The sequence below is a fragment of the Alteripontixanthobacter maritimus genome, assembly GCF_003340475.1.
In the GTDB taxonomy this organism is placed as follows: domain Bacteria; phylum Pseudomonadota; class Alphaproteobacteria; order Sphingomonadales; family Sphingomonadaceae; genus Alteripontixanthobacter; species Alteripontixanthobacter maritimus.
The window spans coordinates 378,302-392,935 of sequence record NZ_QBKA01000002.1 but is presented as its reverse complement, the minus strand read 5'-3'; the positions used below and the strand labels follow the sequence as shown (position 1 = coordinate 392,935).

Annotated in this window: 13 protein-coding genes and 2 tRNA genes; 8 read left to right on the top strand and 7 right to left on the bottom strand. The window is 62.4% G+C overall.

The genetic code is table 11. The features are described 5' to 3' along the window. Positions 1 to 56 precede the first annotated feature (56 nt). Positions 57 to 141: transfer RNA gene (locus tag HME9302_RS02035), tRNA-Leu, on the bottom strand. 150 nt (positions 142 to 291) lie between these two features. Here HME9302_RS02035 and HME9302_RS02030 point away from each other — a divergent pair. Continuing rightward, complete coding sequence (locus HME9302_RS02030) at positions 292 to 627, top strand: DUF3297 family protein (RefSeq protein ID WP_115365625.1); 336 nt, start codon at positions 292 to 294, stop codon at positions 625 to 627. A 28-nt stretch (positions 628 to 655) separates the two neighbouring features. Here the strand turns inward: HME9302_RS02030 and HME9302_RS02025 are convergent, their stop codons facing one another. Further along, complete coding sequence (locus HME9302_RS02025) at positions 656 to 1,474, bottom strand: CHAP domain-containing protein (protein WP_115365624.1); 819 nt, start codon at positions 1,472 to 1,474, stop codon at positions 656 to 658. 163 nt (positions 1,475 to 1,637) lie between these two features. Here HME9302_RS02025 and der point away from each other — a divergent pair, with 163 nt between their 5' ends. Then, positions 1,638 to 3,026 carry a ribosome biogenesis GTPase Der gene (gene der, locus HME9302_RS02020; protein WP_115365623.1) on the top strand — a complete coding sequence of 463 codons (1,389 nt, stop codon included), beginning with the start codon at positions 1,638 to 1,640 and terminating at the stop codon, positions 3,024 to 3,026. 12 nt (positions 3,027 to 3,038) lie between these two features. Next, complete coding sequence (locus HME9302_RS02015; RefSeq protein WP_115365622.1) at positions 3,039 to 3,584, top strand: DUF2721 domain-containing protein; 546 nt, start codon at positions 3,039 to 3,041, stop codon at positions 3,582 to 3,584. Here HME9302_RS02015 and HME9302_RS02010 read toward each other — a convergent pair. Together HME9302_RS02010 and HME9302_RS02005 are read right to left on the bottom strand one after the other, a co-directional pair. Beyond that, complete coding sequence (locus HME9302_RS02010) at positions 3,581 to 4,777, bottom strand: DUF418 domain-containing protein (RefSeq protein ID WP_230079839.1); 1,197 nt, start codon at positions 4,775 to 4,777, stop codon at positions 3,581 to 3,583. The genes HME9302_RS02015 and HME9302_RS02010 overlap by 4 nt on opposite strands. A gap of 272 nt (positions 4,778 to 5,049) precedes the next feature. Next, the gene (locus HME9302_RS02005; RefSeq protein ID WP_115365620.1) at positions 5,050 to 6,303 is read right to left on the bottom strand and encodes an SPOR domain-containing protein; all 1,254 of its coding nucleotides are present in this window, start codon (positions 6,301 to 6,303) and stop codon (positions 5,050 to 5,052) included. A 305-nt stretch (positions 6,304 to 6,608) separates the two neighbouring features. Between HME9302_RS02005 and HME9302_RS02000 the strand changes: the two genes are divergently transcribed. From HME9302_RS02000 to HME9302_RS01990, 3 genes are read left to right on the top strand one after another with little or no spacing between them, the layout of a single operon-like run. Further along, positions 6,609 to 7,313, top strand: a complete 705-nt coding sequence (locus HME9302_RS02000; protein WP_456061805.1) for a ParA family protein — start codon at positions 6,609 to 6,611, stop codon at positions 7,311 to 7,313. Between the two features lie 24 nt (positions 7,314 to 7,337). Beyond that, positions 7,338 to 8,159 (top strand): hypothetical protein, encoded by an 822-nt coding sequence (locus tag HME9302_RS01995; protein WP_115365618.1) that lies wholly within the window; start codon positions 7,338 to 7,340, stop codon positions 8,157 to 8,159. 22 nt (positions 8,160 to 8,181) lie between these two features. After that, complete coding sequence (locus tag HME9302_RS01990) at positions 8,182 to 9,582, top strand: SPOR domain-containing protein (protein ID WP_115365617.1); 1,401 nt, start codon at positions 8,182 to 8,184, stop codon at positions 9,580 to 9,582. Between the two features lie 128 nt (positions 9,583 to 9,710). Here the strand turns inward: HME9302_RS01990 and HME9302_RS01985 are convergent, their stop codons facing one another. Together HME9302_RS01985 and HME9302_RS01980 are read right to left on the bottom strand one after the other, a co-directional pair. Then, entirely contained in the window at positions 9,711 to 10,943 is a 1,233-nt protein-coding gene (locus HME9302_RS01985) for a dihydroorotase (RefSeq protein WP_115365616.1), read from the bottom strand. Then, entirely contained in the window at positions 10,940 to 11,977 is a 1,038-nt protein-coding gene (locus HME9302_RS01980; RefSeq protein ID WP_230079838.1) for an aspartate carbamoyltransferase catalytic subunit, read from the bottom strand. Before HME9302_RS01980 ends, HME9302_RS01985 begins: the two co-directional genes overlap by 4 nt. Positions 11,978 to 12,121: 144 nt before the next feature. Between HME9302_RS01980 and sppA the strand changes: the two genes are divergently transcribed. Continuing rightward, positions 12,122 to 14,035 (top strand): signal peptide peptidase SppA, encoded by a 1,914-nt coding sequence (sppA, locus tag HME9302_RS01975; RefSeq protein WP_115365614.1) that lies wholly within the window; start codon positions 12,122 to 12,124, stop codon positions 14,033 to 14,035. A gap of 136 nt (positions 14,036 to 14,171) precedes the next feature. Beyond that, positions 14,172 to 14,246: transfer RNA gene (locus HME9302_RS01970), tRNA-Val, on the top strand. A gap of 146 nt (positions 14,247 to 14,392) precedes the next feature. On the opposite strand, the gene HME9302_RS01965 is transcribed toward HME9302_RS01970, so the two are convergent. Beyond that, complete coding sequence (locus HME9302_RS01965) at positions 14,393 to 14,629, bottom strand: hypothetical protein (protein WP_115365613.1); 237 nt, start codon at positions 14,627 to 14,629, stop codon at positions 14,393 to 14,395. Between the last annotated feature and the right edge of the window lie 5 nt (positions 14,630 to 14,634).

The window sequence follows — 14,634 nt, the reverse complement described above, 5'->3', positions numbered from 1 at the left end:
GATTGTCCCAGCCAGATTGACGGCCGGGCGCGGAACGGGCCAGCGGAAGCTGAAACTGGTGCGGGCGAAGGGACTCGAACCCCCACATCTTGCGATACTGGTACCTAAAACCAGCGCGTCTACCAATTCCGCCACGCCCGCGAGCTTGAACGAAACAAAACGCGAGGGCAAACGCCCCCGCGGTGAAGTCGCCGCCTCTATAATGGCGGGCGCAAAAGGGCAAGCGATCCTTGGCGCACCCTGCCCCATAAGTCTTGCCCAACACGGCAGGCGGGATTAGGTGCGCGCCCTATGACCGAGAACAATTCCGAAACCGCTTCCGAAACCAATGCGACAGACAGCGTCACAGAAGGCGCGAACACACCCGACGTTCCGCCCATGCAGCTGTCGGTCAATCCGCGCAGCAAGCATTTCAACGAACCTGCCCTGCAGCGCGGCGTCGGCATCCGGTTCAAGGATCGTGTCCGCACCGATATCGAAGAATACGATATTGCCGAAGGTTGGGTGCGCGTGCAGGCCGGCAAGACGATGGACCGCAAAGGTCAGCCGCTGACACTGAAGCTGAACGGCTCCGTCGAAGCTTGGTTCGAGGATCTGGGCGACAGTCCGCCTGTCGCAAAAGCCTGAACTGGTGCGGCTTTGGTGCCGCGCACGGTCAGTCGTAGCGAGAAATGGCAGCTGCCACGCGGTCCTGCTGCGACTGGCTCTTCGGCTTCAGCATGGCTTTGACAATGCGCGCCGGAGGAGCCGTATGCGGTGCCGTACGCACATTGCGAACGGCGGAACGTGTGGCCGGTTTCTTCACCGCGTCGAGATTGCCGAACGCGCTTAAAAAAGCGCGGCTGGATTGTGCGCGGGCCGGATGCAACGCGGCAGGCTTGAAGGGCGCCACCCGGGCGATGCGCTTGCTGTCGAACTGCCGGCCGGGTTTCGCACCCCCTTTGTGATTGCCGTTGTATATGAACCCGTGAACCGGCCACGCGGTTTTGCCCAGCGCCTGTAGCGGGTGATACCACACCCGAACCTGGCTCCAATCATTGTTCGGCGACACGTCGATTGCGCGTACATCGTCCTCGATCTGACCGCGCCTGCCGTTAATGGGCGACCAGTTGGAATGTTTGAGCAGTACGGTGCGCGAATCGATCACTCGGCTAACCGCAGCGACATGGCCGAGCCGCATCTTGCGGTGCGGCTGGAACGCCATAACGGCACCGATACGCGGACGCGTGCCTCGTTCGAACCGCCCCGCGGCCTGGCTCCACCAGGTATGCGCGTCGCCGAAAATTCGAATGCCGGAAATCTGGCGCGCATAAGGCACGCATTGGAGATAGGGCGGCAGCTCCCCAGACCGGATCGCGCCAGCATTGCGCCGGTTATCCGAAGCTTCCGCAGCTTGCGGCGCAACCCCTGAAATGGTGATTGCGACAGCGCTGATTAAAAGCGCGGGAACGAATTTGAGGACCGGCAGTTTCATTCCGGCAGTTATTTGCCGCATGGGGTTTAAACCATCCCCCCAAAAGTGGTTAACCCGAATTCACCATGCGGGACGATTGGCCATCTTGGCCCTCGTCAATTCCCTTGGCTCACCGACCACTAAGCTTGCCAATTCGCACCATAGCGCCCACTTGGCGCGCATTATGCGTCCCCAAGTTATTATCATCGGCCGTCCGAATGTCGGCAAGTCCACGCTTTTCAACAGGCTGGTAGGCAAGCGGCTTGCGCTCGTCGACGACCAGCCGGGCGTCACGCGTGACCGCCGCGTTGGGCAGGCCTCTATCGCGAATATGGAATTCGACGTCATCGATACCGCCGGGTGGGAGGACGAGGACGCGGCCAGCCTGCCGGGCCGAATGCGCAAGCAGACGGAAGCCAGCCTGGAAGGCGCGGATGCGGTGTTGTTCGTAATCGATTCGCGCGCCGGGGTGACCCCGCTCGACGAGGAAATTGCGCGTTACCTGCGGACAAACGACGTGCCGGTGGTGATGGTTGCCAACAAGGCGGAGGGCAAGGAAGGCGATAGCGGCATTCTGGAAACCTACGCCCTTGGTTTTGGAGAGCCTGCCCCCATTTCCGCCGAACATGGTGAGGGCATCGCCGAATTGTTCGAAGGGCTGTGGCCCGTCATCGGTGCTAAGGCCGAAGAAGCCGCGCACACCCCGCCGACCACCGAAGAACTGTCCGACGAGGAACTGCTCGCACAGCCGTTAAAGCTTGCCATTGTCGGCCGTCCGAACGCCGGGAAATCCACGCTCATCAACCGGATGCTGGGCGAAGATCGCCTGCTGACCGGGCCGGAAGCGGGCATTACCCGCGATTCGATTGCGGTCGATTGGGAATGGAAAGACCCGGCCACCGGTGATGTGCGCGAAATCCGCCTGATCGACACCGCTGGAATGCGCAAGAAACGCAACGTGACCGAGAAGCTGGAAAAGATGTCGGTTGCCGATGCGAAGCGGGCGGTCGATTTTGCCGAAGTGGTTGTGCTGCTGCTCGATGCGACGCAGGGGCTGGAACATCAGGATTTGAAGATCGCCAGCATGGCGATCGAGGAAGGCCGCGCATTGATCGTGGCCATCAACAAATGGGACATTGCGGAGGACGCCAGCTCACTGTTCAATGGTATCCGTTTTGCCTTGGAAGAGGGCTTGTCGCAGGTCCACGGTATGCCGTTATTTGCGGTCAGCGCGCTGACCGGAAAGGGCATCGACCAGATGCTGGGTGCGGCGTTCGAAATCCGCGAAACCTGGTCGAAGCGTGTGCCGACCGGCGCTCTCAATCGTTGGTTCGACGATGCGCTGATTGCCAATCCTCCGCCTGCACCAAAGGGCCGCCGGATCAAGCTGCGCTACATTACCCAGGCCGGCACCCGGCCCCCGCGCTTCGTGGTATTCGGCACGCGCCTGGATGCGCTTCCGACCAGTTACGAGCGCTATCTGGTGAACGGCATCCGCCGCGAGCTCGGCTTTCAGGCGGTTCCGGTGCGCGTCGTTCTCAAAAGTCCGAAGAACCCGTTCAAGAAAAACTGATCGGCAATTCCCATGCTTGAACTGCTTCTCGCGACTGACATCAATCCTTCCGACATTCTCGAACGCACTTCCAGCACCTTGCGGGTGCAATCCGTGGTGCAGCTGTCGCTGGCCCCGGCTTTCCTGTTGGCCGCTATCGGTGCAATCATGAACGTGATGACCAACCGGCTGATCTGGGTGGCGGACAGGATCGAACGGATCACCCGGATGGACGAGGAAGGGCGCGCCGGCAGTCTGGTCGGTGACCTTCCCTCGCTTGAGCAGCGCCGCAATTTTGCGCAGAGCGCGGTGCTGTTCAGTACGCTGGCGGCGCTGACTATCAGCGTGGTCATCGCGCTGTTGTTCATATCGGCTTTCATCACTCCGCAAATCGGCCAGCTTACAGCGCTGGCCTGGATCGTCACGATGGCGTTCCTGGTTACCGGCCTGGGATTGTTCGCCATGGAAACGCGGGTAGCCGCGCATCGCAACCGTGAACGTCTGAAAGAAGCGAAGGCGCGCCGCCGCATGGAACGCGCGGAGGACGAAGTGGAGCGCGAACTGGACGCTGCGGATTAATCTGCGGCGCGCTCAAGCCGCATCGGTACCAGCGTCCAATAGGTCAGACAGCGCCAGAGCCATTCCAGCGGGCCATAGCGAAATACTTCCAGCCATGGCTTCGACCACAGCAGCATCAACGCCCACACCGCCAGCACGATGCCCAGCAGTTCAAGCCGTGAAAGCTCGCCAAACAGGCCAAGGCCCCAACTACCGAACACCGGCAGCATGAGCGCCGAGGTGCCGATGTAGTTCGAAAACGCCATACGCCCTGCGGCCACGAACCGTTGACCCAGCGCGCCTTTGGCAAGCTGGGGTCCATATACGCCAAGCAGGCAGACGAGACCCAACACTACCGGCAGGCGCGGCAGGCCGGATGCGCCGAAGAACACGAAGCTGGTGGTCCAGAACGGGAAGTCCCGGCTCATCACCCACAGCCCCAAGCCAAGCGTGATGGCAGAGCCGACAAGCACCCCTGCCCAGCCCAGTCTGACCAATTTCGCCCGCGGCGCGCGGCCATCGAACACGCCCCAGCGATAGAATGCCACTCCAATCAGGATGAGCGGCAGCGTTTCGGTAAAGCCAAATCCTGCTCCTTTCGCCAGAAGCGACCATTGCTCCGTCGCGCGGTAGGAGAGCATATCGGCGTAAGAACCCGCTCCGTAGGCCGACTGCTGCGCCGCCATGTCGGATATCATCCGCCCACGTTCGATATCCAACTGGTCGCACATCTCTGCGGCCTGGACACAGAATTGCGGCATGAGCTCGGGCAATGCCTGCCCCGATGATGCCAACATCAAAATTAGGCCGAACAAGATGTACAGGATTATGCCGGTCCAGAATTGCGTCTTGGCCTCGAGCTTCAGCATGGACAGCGCCACTAGCCCCCAGATGGCGTAGGCTGTCAGGATGTCGCCGAAGAACAGCAGGAAGAAATGCGCCAGTCCGAACGCGAGCAACCAGCCAAGCCGCCGTGCCTGCAGCCAGCGTGAGCCGCCTTTGGCCCAGACCCGCTCCATGAACAAAAACAACCCGGCCCCGAACAGGACGGTGAATATCCCGCGAAACTTGCCGTCCACTGCGACGAACTGGAACAGCCAGACCCAGCTATCCGCAGCGGTGCCACCATCGGGCAGCGCCGCAGGCCAAGTGTATGCAAGAAAAGGGTGTCCAAAAGCCGTAATGTTCGCAAACAGGATGCCGAGTACCGCCACACCGCGGATAAAATCGAGCCCGATCAGCCGCTCGCCCTGACTGGCAGGCGATTGCGCAGGCAGATCCGGCGTAGCGGGCGCATCATACAGTGCGGCGACTATCGGACTGTCGGGTTTCGCTTCGTTGGTAATCGCTATGCCCCCGCTTGAACCGTGTGCGGCCTATGTGGTCCGGCGCGGTAGCGCAAGCATCCGCAGTTCGAGGAGCTCGTTTCGTTCAAAAGCCGATTGCAGCCGACCGGTGAGACACCGGCAGACGGAGCGAAGTTCGGTTACTTCGTCACGATACAGGGTTGTCCGCTGCGCTTCAGAGTGTTGCACGTGGCTTGTGCGCTGGACCTGGTGGTAAAGCCGCCAGCCTGCAATTTGGTCAGGCGACCTGCCGGCACGAGGAACCTGGTTTTGCCGGAAAGTTCGGCCCGGCGGGACACTTTGGTCCATAGCCGGTCCGCATTACCGGCCACCCCGAACGCCCCCAATTGTACGCGCCAAGGCCCGGCGGCGCTGGCCACGCTTGTTACAGGGGCTGGTGCGGGCCGGACAGCAGCCTGGCGCGTCGGGGCCGTTGTCGGAGTAGCGGCGGGGGACGCTGCTGCCACCACAGAAGGACGGGATGCAATACGGGTACTGCTTCGGGCATAGTCCGCGCCGGCATTTGCCGGTGTGCTGGTACCTGTTACGCGGACCGCCTCTTCAACTGCAGCCTGCGCTGCGGCCACCGACGGCGATACCGCCATGCTGGCAATCTGACGCGGGACATTTGCCCCGCTGGCAGTGGGCTGGCGCGGCAAGTCGGCCTGAGTGGTAGCGGCCGGTCCGCCGGGTGCAGGCGTGTTTGCTGCGATACGCGCGGGCGTGGCAGCCGTAACAGCAGTTCCATTGCCTAGGTCGGCAGCGGCAAGCTGGCTCGCGCGGTTGCGCTTGGATTTGGCTTCCAGAGTGCGAGCGAGCGTCTGTGCTTCGCTTCGTTGATCCAGCGGGATGAAATCGTCCATCTGCCTGATGGCGGGTCCGGCCTGTGGCAGGCCGGTCTGGTTGGCGAGCGTCAGAAGTGCATAGGCGCGGACCCAATCCTTCTCCACCAGATCGCCGTTGAAATGCGCTATGCCGAGCAGATATTGCGCGCGTGGATCACCCCTGTCCGATGCGGCGCGCACATAGGGTATGGCCTCTTCGCGGCGACCATCCTGAAACAGGAGCAGCCCGTAATTATCCGCCGCCTTGATATGTCCCTGCTTTGCTGCGGCGGCATATAGCGCCTCCGCCTTGGCGGTGCTCTGTTCGACCCCGCGCCCAAGCCGGTATGCCTGGGCCATATTGAATTGCGCGTCGGCGTCGCCCGCAACAGCCAAGGTTTGCCATTGAGCCACGGCCGCATTCCAGTCGCCCCGCGCCCACGCATCTACGCCGGCCTTCACGTCGGCCTGCGCCGCGCCGGGCGTCATGAAGGCCCCTGCCACTAACGCTCCTGCCAACAAGCTTCTTGTCAGCATCGATCGGCGAATTCCGCGCGCCCAAATAGTCATCACGGCCCCTATTCTGTTCGGCAAACCCTGCCCTGGGGCGGATCCTCGAATGACCCGCAAATGCAGTTTGCTATAGTGAACGATGCGTTAGCAAAGAGTTTCCTGCGAAAATATATACAGGCTGCCATCATACAGCCCCACCTGCACACGGGCAAATTGTACCCGGGCAATGGCTGAAAAGCCCATCTTGTCCTGTCGTTATTAACCCAAAATTAGGGGTATGCTGCGAATTCACCCTTCGAACTTCGCAATGGGCGGAGACACTCAGCGGACGAACCGGGGGATATCCTTTGCGTGTATTGGCAATGGCTTCGCAAAAAGGCGGATCGGGCAAGACTACCTTGTCGGGGCATCTGGCCGTGCAGGCACAAAGGGCGGGCGCAGGGCCAGTCGTCCTGATCGACATCGATCCGCAAGGGTCGCTGGCCGATTGGTGGAACGAACGCGAGGCGGAATATCCCGCTTTCGCCCAGACTACCGTACAACGTTTGGCAAACGATCTGCAGGTATTGCGCCAGCAGGGCTTCAAACTGGCGGTCATCGACACCCCGCCGGCCATCACCCTCGCTATCCAGAGTGTGATCAGTGTGGCCGAACTGATCGTCGTCCCCACCCGCCCCAGTCCGCACGATCTGCGCGCCGTGGGCGCCACGGTCGACCTTTGCGAGCGGGCCGGCAAACCGCTGGTGTTCGTGGTCAACGCCGCAACGCCCAAGGCCAAGATCACGTCCGAGGCCGCCGTTGCGCTCAGCCAGCATGGCACGGTCGCACCCATTACTCTCCACCACCGCACGGATTTTGCTGCATCGATGATCGATGGCCGCACCGTGATGGAAGTCGATCCGGAAAGCCGTAGCGCCGCCGAAGTGACCGCGCTGTGGAACTACGTTTCCGACCGGCTGGAGAAGAACTTCCGCCGCACTGTCTTCGCAGCGCCCGGAACGGCGCCGCAGGCACAGGGTAATTACCGTCCCGCAGGCGGAGGTTTCGGCCGCCGCGTCGCGCAGTAAGCGCGAATAGAAGGGATCGCCCCATTGTCCGAAAGTTCATTTGCCTCGCTCAGCCCGACGCTGCTTGCCCGCAAGGGCGGCGCGAAACCGGCCATGCGCCCGCAACTCGCTCCGCTGTCAGCAATGAACGGCTCGGGCAATGCCGCGCACGACATGGACGCCCATGACAGGAACGAAGCGCTGGAAGATCTTGGCTGGAACGACATGGGCGAAGACGAGGCCCCCACGGTCGATCAGGCCCATCTCAGTATTCTGACACCCGCGCCTGTCAATCCCGAAGCGGAAGCCGAGGCCCGGGCGCACGACCGCGAGGCGGAAGCGCAGCTGGCGCGTAAAGACAGCCCTCAGGTACGCCAGCAGCTGGAAAGCCTGGCCCACCGCATGGCGGCGAACGAGCCGGTAGCAAAAGAAGCGCTTATTCAGGAAACGCCCGTACGGGAAGCACCTACGAAAGTAGAACCTGCGCCCGCAAATGATCTGTCCGTCGAGCCGGATCCGGGCACCGCCGCTCCGTTCGGCCGGATCAAGTCCATACCCGTATCATCGGATGATCGCCCGCAGGAAAGCACCGTAAAGTCGGCAAGCATTCCGGACATAGAGACAGCCGATGGTCCGATAGAACGGATCGTACCGCAGCGCGACGCGCCTGCCCGTCGCACTGCTTTCAGCCGCGGCAAACGGGCCGCCTTCACACTTCGTCTTGACGCGGACCGTCATCTGAAGCTGCGCCTTGCCAGCACGCTGCACAATCGCAGCGCGCAGGCCTTATTGACCGAAGCACTCGATGCACTGCTGGGCGACATGCCCGACATCGACAAATTCGCTTCGCAGATGACCAAATCATGATTTTGCAACGGGGAATAATTCAATGAACCGCCAGCCACACTCAAGTTCGAAAAGCCGGATGATCGCGCTTGTCGCATCGACCGCACTCGCCTCGATCGCTCTGGCAGGGTGCGCCACCAAGGCAGCACCGCGCGCCGATCTGTCGGCCAGCAAGGCACAGCAGGCACTGGCCAAGGGCAAATCGGAAAAAGCGCTCGAGTTTGCCGAGGCCGCAGTGCTCGCCGAACCGCGCAATGCCGCTTACCGGACCATGCTCGGCGCGGTCTACATGGATCAGGGCCGCTTTGTTTCCGCAGCGCAGACATTCGACGATGCAATGGCGCTTGGTGACACTACCTCGCGCACCGCACTGAGTTTTGCACTGGCTTCCATCGCAGCAGGCCAGAACGCCGCAGCGATCGCCGTGCTAGATGATTGGAGCGAGCAGATCGCGCCCGCCGACCTCGGCCTCGCTTACGCTCTGGCCGGCAATCCCGATCGCGGTGTCCACATTCTGGGCAATGCGATCCGCCAGCAATCCGACGCAAAGACCCGCCAGAACCTTGCCTATGCTTACGCCTTGCAAGGCAACTGGCGCGGGGCACGGATCATGGCCGCAGAAGACGTGGCAGGCGACAAGCTGGACGCACGGATCGCGGAGTGGGCGCATCAGGCGCATCCCGATAAATCGCGCGAACGTGTGGCGGCCTTGCTATCCGTTCCGATCGCGGCCGATAGTGGGCAACCTGCGCAGCTCGCGCTCGCCAACAATCCCGGGCTGGAACAGATGGTAGCGCAAGCTGCCGCCACCCTGCCCGAACAGGCTTCCGCATCAGTGATGGCTCCGCCTGAAGGCGGCGAGCTACCACCGACAGCTGCAATGAATGCTCCCGCTTTGCCGCCGCTGCGCGCAATGCCCGTTGCCAAGGCTGCCCCGGTCGCGACCGCAACGCCCGATACCGCACGTCCGGCCACTTTCCGCGATGCCTTCAAGGCTCCGGCACCGACCGGCAGGAACTTCGTGGAAGTCGCCGCAGCTGCGGCCGATTTCGTATCCAAGCCAGTCGTGCAAGCCATGCCGGTACGCTATGGCGCAGCGCCTAAGCCAGCGCGCAAACGTACCGCCAGCCGCGCCATTCCTGCGTCCGCCAGCGGCACGCATCTTGTGCAGTTAGGCAGTTTCCGCAGCGAACAGGGTGCTAAGCGCGCTTGGGGTATCTACACCGCCCGCGACGCAAGCTTGGCGAATTATGAGATGGTCATCACCAAGGCACGTGTGCGCGGGAAGACTTATTACCGCGTGAATGCGGGCGGCCTGGCACCGCGGGCGGCCGCATCGATGTGCTCCAGCGTGAAGGCCAAGGGCCATGGCTGCATCACGTGGGCGGAAGGTAAACCACTGCCCGGCGCAATAGATACTGGAATTCGGGTGGCAAAACGCTAAAGCCCGCAACGCTCCACCGAGTGGAAAGCCCCTTCCGAACATTGCTCGCAAGAGTTCTGGCCGGGAGGGGTTTTTCTTTGCCCGCTTGCAATTACGCTCGGACCGGCGTGCCGCCCGTCAGTCTGACGTCAATCACCCACTTGCACACCGCCTTTGAACAGGGCGGTTACGCGCCCCTGCATTGGCTGCCCGTCGAACGGCGTGTTGCCCGCGCTCGCCGCCATCCGGTCGGTGTCCACGATCCACGGCTTGTCGGGATCGATGATGGCAACGTCCGCTTCCATTCCGGTTGCCAGCACGCCGGCTTCCACGCCCAGCAAGGCGGCCGGGGCCGAAGTCAGCAAGGCAATGGCGCGAGCGTGGTCCACCACCTCGTCACGCACCAGTGACAACGTGCTGGCGAGCAAAGTCTCCGCCCCGGCCATGCCGGGCTCTGCATCGGCGAAGGGCAGGCGTTTGTCTTCGGGACCGCGCGGATCATGGCCGGATGCGATGAGGTCGATGGTGCCGTCTGCGATGCCTTCGCGCACCGCCTGCCGATCATCTTCGCTGCGCAAGGGTGGGGAAAGGCGCATGAAGGTGCGGAAGCCCTGCGTCTCGAGGTCGGACAGCATGAAGTGCGCCGGGGTAACACCCGCCGTTACCGCAGCACCGCGCGACTTGGCCGCACGCACAAGATCGAGAGCCGCGCGGGTAGTCACCTGCCGGATATGCAATCGTGCGCCGGACATCTCGGCCAGTGCAATGTCACGCGCAACCGCCAGCGCCTCGGCCTCTGCCGGTGCTCCCGGCAGGCCGAGCCGGGTGGCCATCTCCCCGGAAGTCGCTGCAGCGTCGCCGACCAGACCGCCATCTTCGGCATGGGTCACGACCACCATATCCAGCATCGCGGCGTAACGCAGCAGCCGCAACATTATCCCGCTATCGGCAATCCACCGCCGCCCGGTTGCGATGCCGCGCGCGCCCGCTTCCCGCATCAATCCGATTTCGGCCAGTTCCGCGCCTTCCAGTCCGCGCGTAGCGGCGGCCAGCGGATGCACCCACAGGTCGGGTTTACCGCTTTTGGCAATATAGCTCACGCGGCTCGGCAGATCGAGCATTGGCGATTGGTCCGGCATCAGGGCTGCACGGGTGATGCCGCCGAAATGCAGCGCGGGCTTGTCTATCGCGAAGACGCCGAAATCAATGAGGCCGGGCGTGACAAGCTTCCCGCGCGCATCATGTGCGTGGTCCCCCGGTGCTGCCGATACCGCGCCCAAGGCAGCTATGCGCCCTTCCGCAAGCCGGATCGCACCATATTCGATCCCGTTCGGCGTAACGAGCTGCGCGTTGGTAATCGTCAGCGGTGCTGCCTGTTTCATTGCGATGCCCACCCCTCGATACCGCGCGCCTTTCTAGTCAGCACGTCGAGGCAAGCCATCCGCAGCGCCACGCCCATTTCAACCTGCCGGGTGATGATCGACCGGTCGAGCAAGTCCGCCACTTCGCTGTCGATTTCCACGCCCCGGTTCATCGGCCCGGGATGCATTATCAGTGCGTCGCTTGCCGCCAGCGCCAGCCGCGCCTTGGTAAGGCCGAACAGATAATGGTATTCGCGCGGGCTCGGAATGAACTGTCCGTTCATTCGCTCGGTCTGCAGGCGCAGCATCATCACGACATCCGCCCCGTCCAGCGCGGTTTCGAAATTGTGAAAGACGCTCGCGCCCATCGCTTCCACACCGTCGGGCATCAGGGCGGGCGGAGCGCATAGCCGGACATCGGCCCCCAGCGCAGTAAGACACAATATGTTGGAACGCGCGACCCGGCTGTGCAGGATATCGCCGCAGATGAGTACTTTGAGGCCAGTGAAATCGTCCGCTGGCTCGCCCCGCTCGCGCAAGGCATGGCGAAGCGCCAGAGCATCGAGCAGCGCCTGTGTGGGGTGTTCGTGACTGCCGTCACCTGCATTCAGTACCGGGCAGTCCACCGCTTGCGCGATCAGGTCCACCGCCCCGCTGCTGCCGTGACGGATGACGATGGCATCGGCGCGCATGGCGTTCAACGTGATCGCGGTATCGATCAGCGTCTCCCCCTTCTTCACGCTGGAGGTGGCAGCGTGCATATTGACGACGTCCGCCCCCAACCGTTTGCCGGCAATTTCGAAACTGAGCAGCGTTCGCGTGGAGTTTTCGAAGAACGCATTGATGACCGTCAGGCCTGCCAGCGCATCGCTATGCTTGGCGCTCGATCGGTTGAGGTCCACCCATTGTTGTGCCTCATCCAGCAGGAACAGGATTTCATGGCGTTCCAGCCGCCCGATGCCGAGCAGGTCGCGATGCGGAAAGGCCTGCCGTCCGGCGGGGTATTTCCCGGCATAATGCGAACCGGCGGGCGGCATGTTGTCCGATGATGTCATTAAAGCGAAGTCCCTAGTCGAGCGAGGTAGGCCGCTCAAGCGGTTTCGGGTGGAAAGGCGCGGCGGGTGCGCTTATGTCCACTGCACAAACAGGAATAGCGGCCGCGCGAAAGCTGCGCGGCTCGGCAGGGGACATCGGCTTCAATGGCATTCGCGCGCAAGATCTGGCACCTGATGGTGGCTGTGAAGGACGGGCTTTCCCTGTTGTTCCTGCTGTTGTTCTTCCTCCTCCTTTATGCCGTCCTGACCGCTCGGCCCAGCCCGGCTCAGGTGCGCGAAGGCGCGCTGTATCTCGATCTGGCAGGCAGCATTGTCGAGGAGAAGTCCGAAATCGATCCGCTCAGCGCGCTTCTCGCGAGCGAAGCGCCGGTGCGCGAATTCCAGGCCCGCGATCTCGTGCGCGCGATCGATGCCGCTGCTGGCGACGACCGGATCAAGGCCGTCGTCCTTGACCTCGACGGGTTCATGGGCGGCGGGCAGGTACATCTGCAAGCCATCGGCGCCGCGATGGACCGTGTGCGCAAGGCCGAAAAGCCCGTGCTCGCCTACGCCATGGCCTATGGCGACAGCGCGATCATGCTGTCCTCCCACGCCAGCGAGGTCTGGCTCGATCCGCTGGGCGGCGCAGCGGTAGTCGGTCCGGGCGGTGGGCGGCTGTATTACGGCGAGCTGCTGGACAACCTCAAAGTCAACGCGCGTGTCTACCGTGTGGGTACCTACAAGTCGGCCGTCGAACCGTTTGAACGCAATTCCATGTCCGATGCCGCGCGCGAGAACTATCGCTCGCTCTATGGCGCATTGTGGGAGGAATGGCAGGCCAATGTGAAGAAGGCGCGGCCCAAGATCGCGCTCGACCGCATTACCTCCGATCCAGCTCAATGGGTGCTGGCAGCCGATGGCAATCTGGCTGCAGCTGCACTGGAAGGCGGGCTGGTGGACAAGCTCGGCACCCGTACTGAATTCGGCGAACGTGTGGCGAAGCTGGCGGGCGAAGACCCGATCGACGATACGCCCGGCGCTTACGCCTACACCGATTACAGCGCCTGGCTTTCCGACAATCCTATTGAAACCACAGGCTCCGCAATCGGTGTCGTGACTATCGCAGGCACGATCGAGGATGGCGATGCCGGCCCCGGCACCGCCGGCGGTGCACGCATTGCCCGAATTCTGGACGAGGCGCTTGACGATGATCTTGCAGCGCTGGTCGTGCGGGTGGATTCCCCCGGCGGTTCGGTCACGGCGAGCGAGCAGATCCGCCTTGCCATCCTGCGCCACAAACAGGCCGGCACTCCCATTGCGATTTCCATGGGCAACGTCGCGGCCAGTGGCGGTTACTGGGTGGCGACGCCCGGCGACCGGATTTTTGCCGAGCCTGAAACGATAACCGGCTCCATTGGCGTGTTCGCCGTCCTGCCAACGTTCGAACGTGCGGCAGAATATTGGGGTGTCACGTCCGACGGGGTGAAGACCACGCCCCTATCGGGCGAACCCGATTTTGTCGGTGGCTTCGCACCCGAAGTCGAGACCATTCTCCAATCGGGGGTTGAGCATCAATATGGCGAATTTATCAAGCTGGTGGCGAAAGCGCGCAAACTGACGCCTGAAGCTGTTGACCGCATCGGTCAGGGCCGCGTTTGGGATGGCGGCGCGGCACGCCAAATCGGCCTCGTCGACCAGTATGGCGACCTGCCGCAAGCGCTCGAATGGGCGGCACAGAAGGCTGATCTCGGCGACGACTGGCACGTTACCTATCTTGGCGAGGAAGCCAGCAGCGCCGATGCGCTCATCCGGCAATTGCTGATCGGCGACGACGTCGAAGCGCGCGCTCCCATGGCGAAAGTGCGAGGCGGCGATATGTTCGCGATGATCGGACGCAGCGAACGCATGCGTCTCGGGCGCATTGCCGGTGATCTCGAACTGCTGCTGGGGGCAAAAGGCGCGCAGGCCTATTGCCTCGCATGCCCGCCGCAGGCCACTTCCCCGACTGCGAACATGACCGCAGCAGCACGTGAATTGGGGTGGATGCGGAAACTGGCGCTGGTATTCGCGGGCCGATAGGCGGCCTAATGCGAATACGGTCGAGTTTGTGGCTGCATCGCCAACCCAAGCGCGATCACCGCTTGTCACATGCCGACGCCCATGCCATTGGCGCGCCCCTGCCCTGCAGCCAATACCGATGGCTTTGCGAAAGGGCGGGCGCGTAGCTCAGTGGTAGAGCACACCCTTCACACGGGTGGGGTCGCAAGTTCAATCCTTGCCGCGCCCACCATCTTCGCGTCAGCACAATGGCCTCGCTAAGTTGGGCTCGGCTTGTCAAACGCGCGGGCTTGTTTCGCCTGGAGAGCTTTGCTGCTTTACCAGCGTAAAAAAAGGGCCGCTTCCGCGACCCTTTTTTTAATTTCTTGGTGAGCTTGGTTACACTGTAGAAAGCGTGCTCGCGTTCTTGTCGGCTGGAACAGGCTGGTCCTTCTTGTCGGCCAGCTTTTTCACCAGATAGCCACCGGCACCGATTGCGAGCATCCCGGGAATGCTCATCCGCCGGAGGATCGTGGGTGCGAGCACACCCAGCACTGCGCCGGTCGATCCGCCGATTGCGCTGGTCTGTTTTGCAGCTTTCGAGCCTACGAATGCGCCAATAAGTCTACCGATCATATTCT

Excerpts from the sequence above, each read along its gene's own strand:
- HME9302_RS02030 (WP_115365625.1), top strand. The coding sequence starts at position 292 with ATGACCGAGAACAATTCCGAAACCGCTTCCGAAACCAATGCGACAGAC.
- HME9302_RS02025 (WP_115365624.1), bottom strand. The coding sequence starts at position 1,474 with ATGAAACTGCCGGTCCTCAAATTCGTTCCCGCGCTTTTAATCAGCGCT.
- der (WP_115365623.1), top strand. The coding sequence starts at position 1,638 with ATGCGTCCCCAAGTTATTATCATCGGCCGTCCGAATGTCGGCAAGTCC.
- HME9302_RS02015 (WP_115365622.1), top strand. The coding sequence starts at position 3,039 with ATGCTTGAACTGCTTCTCGCGACTGACATCAATCCTTCCGACATTCTC.
- HME9302_RS02005 (WP_115365620.1), bottom strand. The coding sequence starts at position 6,303 with ATGACTATTTGGGCGCGCGGAATTCGCCGATCGATGCTGACAAGAAGC.
- HME9302_RS02000 (WP_456061805.1), top strand. The coding sequence starts at position 6,609 with ATGGCTTCGCAAAAAGGCGGATCGGGCAAGACTACCTTGTCGGGGCAT.
- HME9302_RS01990 (WP_115365617.1), top strand. The coding sequence starts at position 8,182 with ATGAACCGCCAGCCACACTCAAGTTCGAAAAGCCGGATGATCGCGCTT.
- HME9302_RS01985 (WP_115365616.1), bottom strand. The coding sequence starts at position 10,943 with ATGAAACAGGCAGCACCGCTGACGATTACCAACGCGCAGCTCGTTACG.
- HME9302_RS01980 (WP_230079838.1), bottom strand. The coding sequence starts at position 11,977 with ATGACATCATCGGACAACATGCCGCCCGCCGGTTCGCATTATGCCGGG.
- sppA (WP_115365614.1), top strand. The coding sequence starts at position 12,122 with ATGGCATTCGCGCGCAAGATCTGGCACCTGATGGTGGCTGTGAAGGAC.
- HME9302_RS01965 (WP_115365613.1), bottom strand. The coding sequence starts at position 14,629 with ATGATCGGTAGACTTATTGGCGCATTCGTAGGCTCGAAAGCTGCAAAA.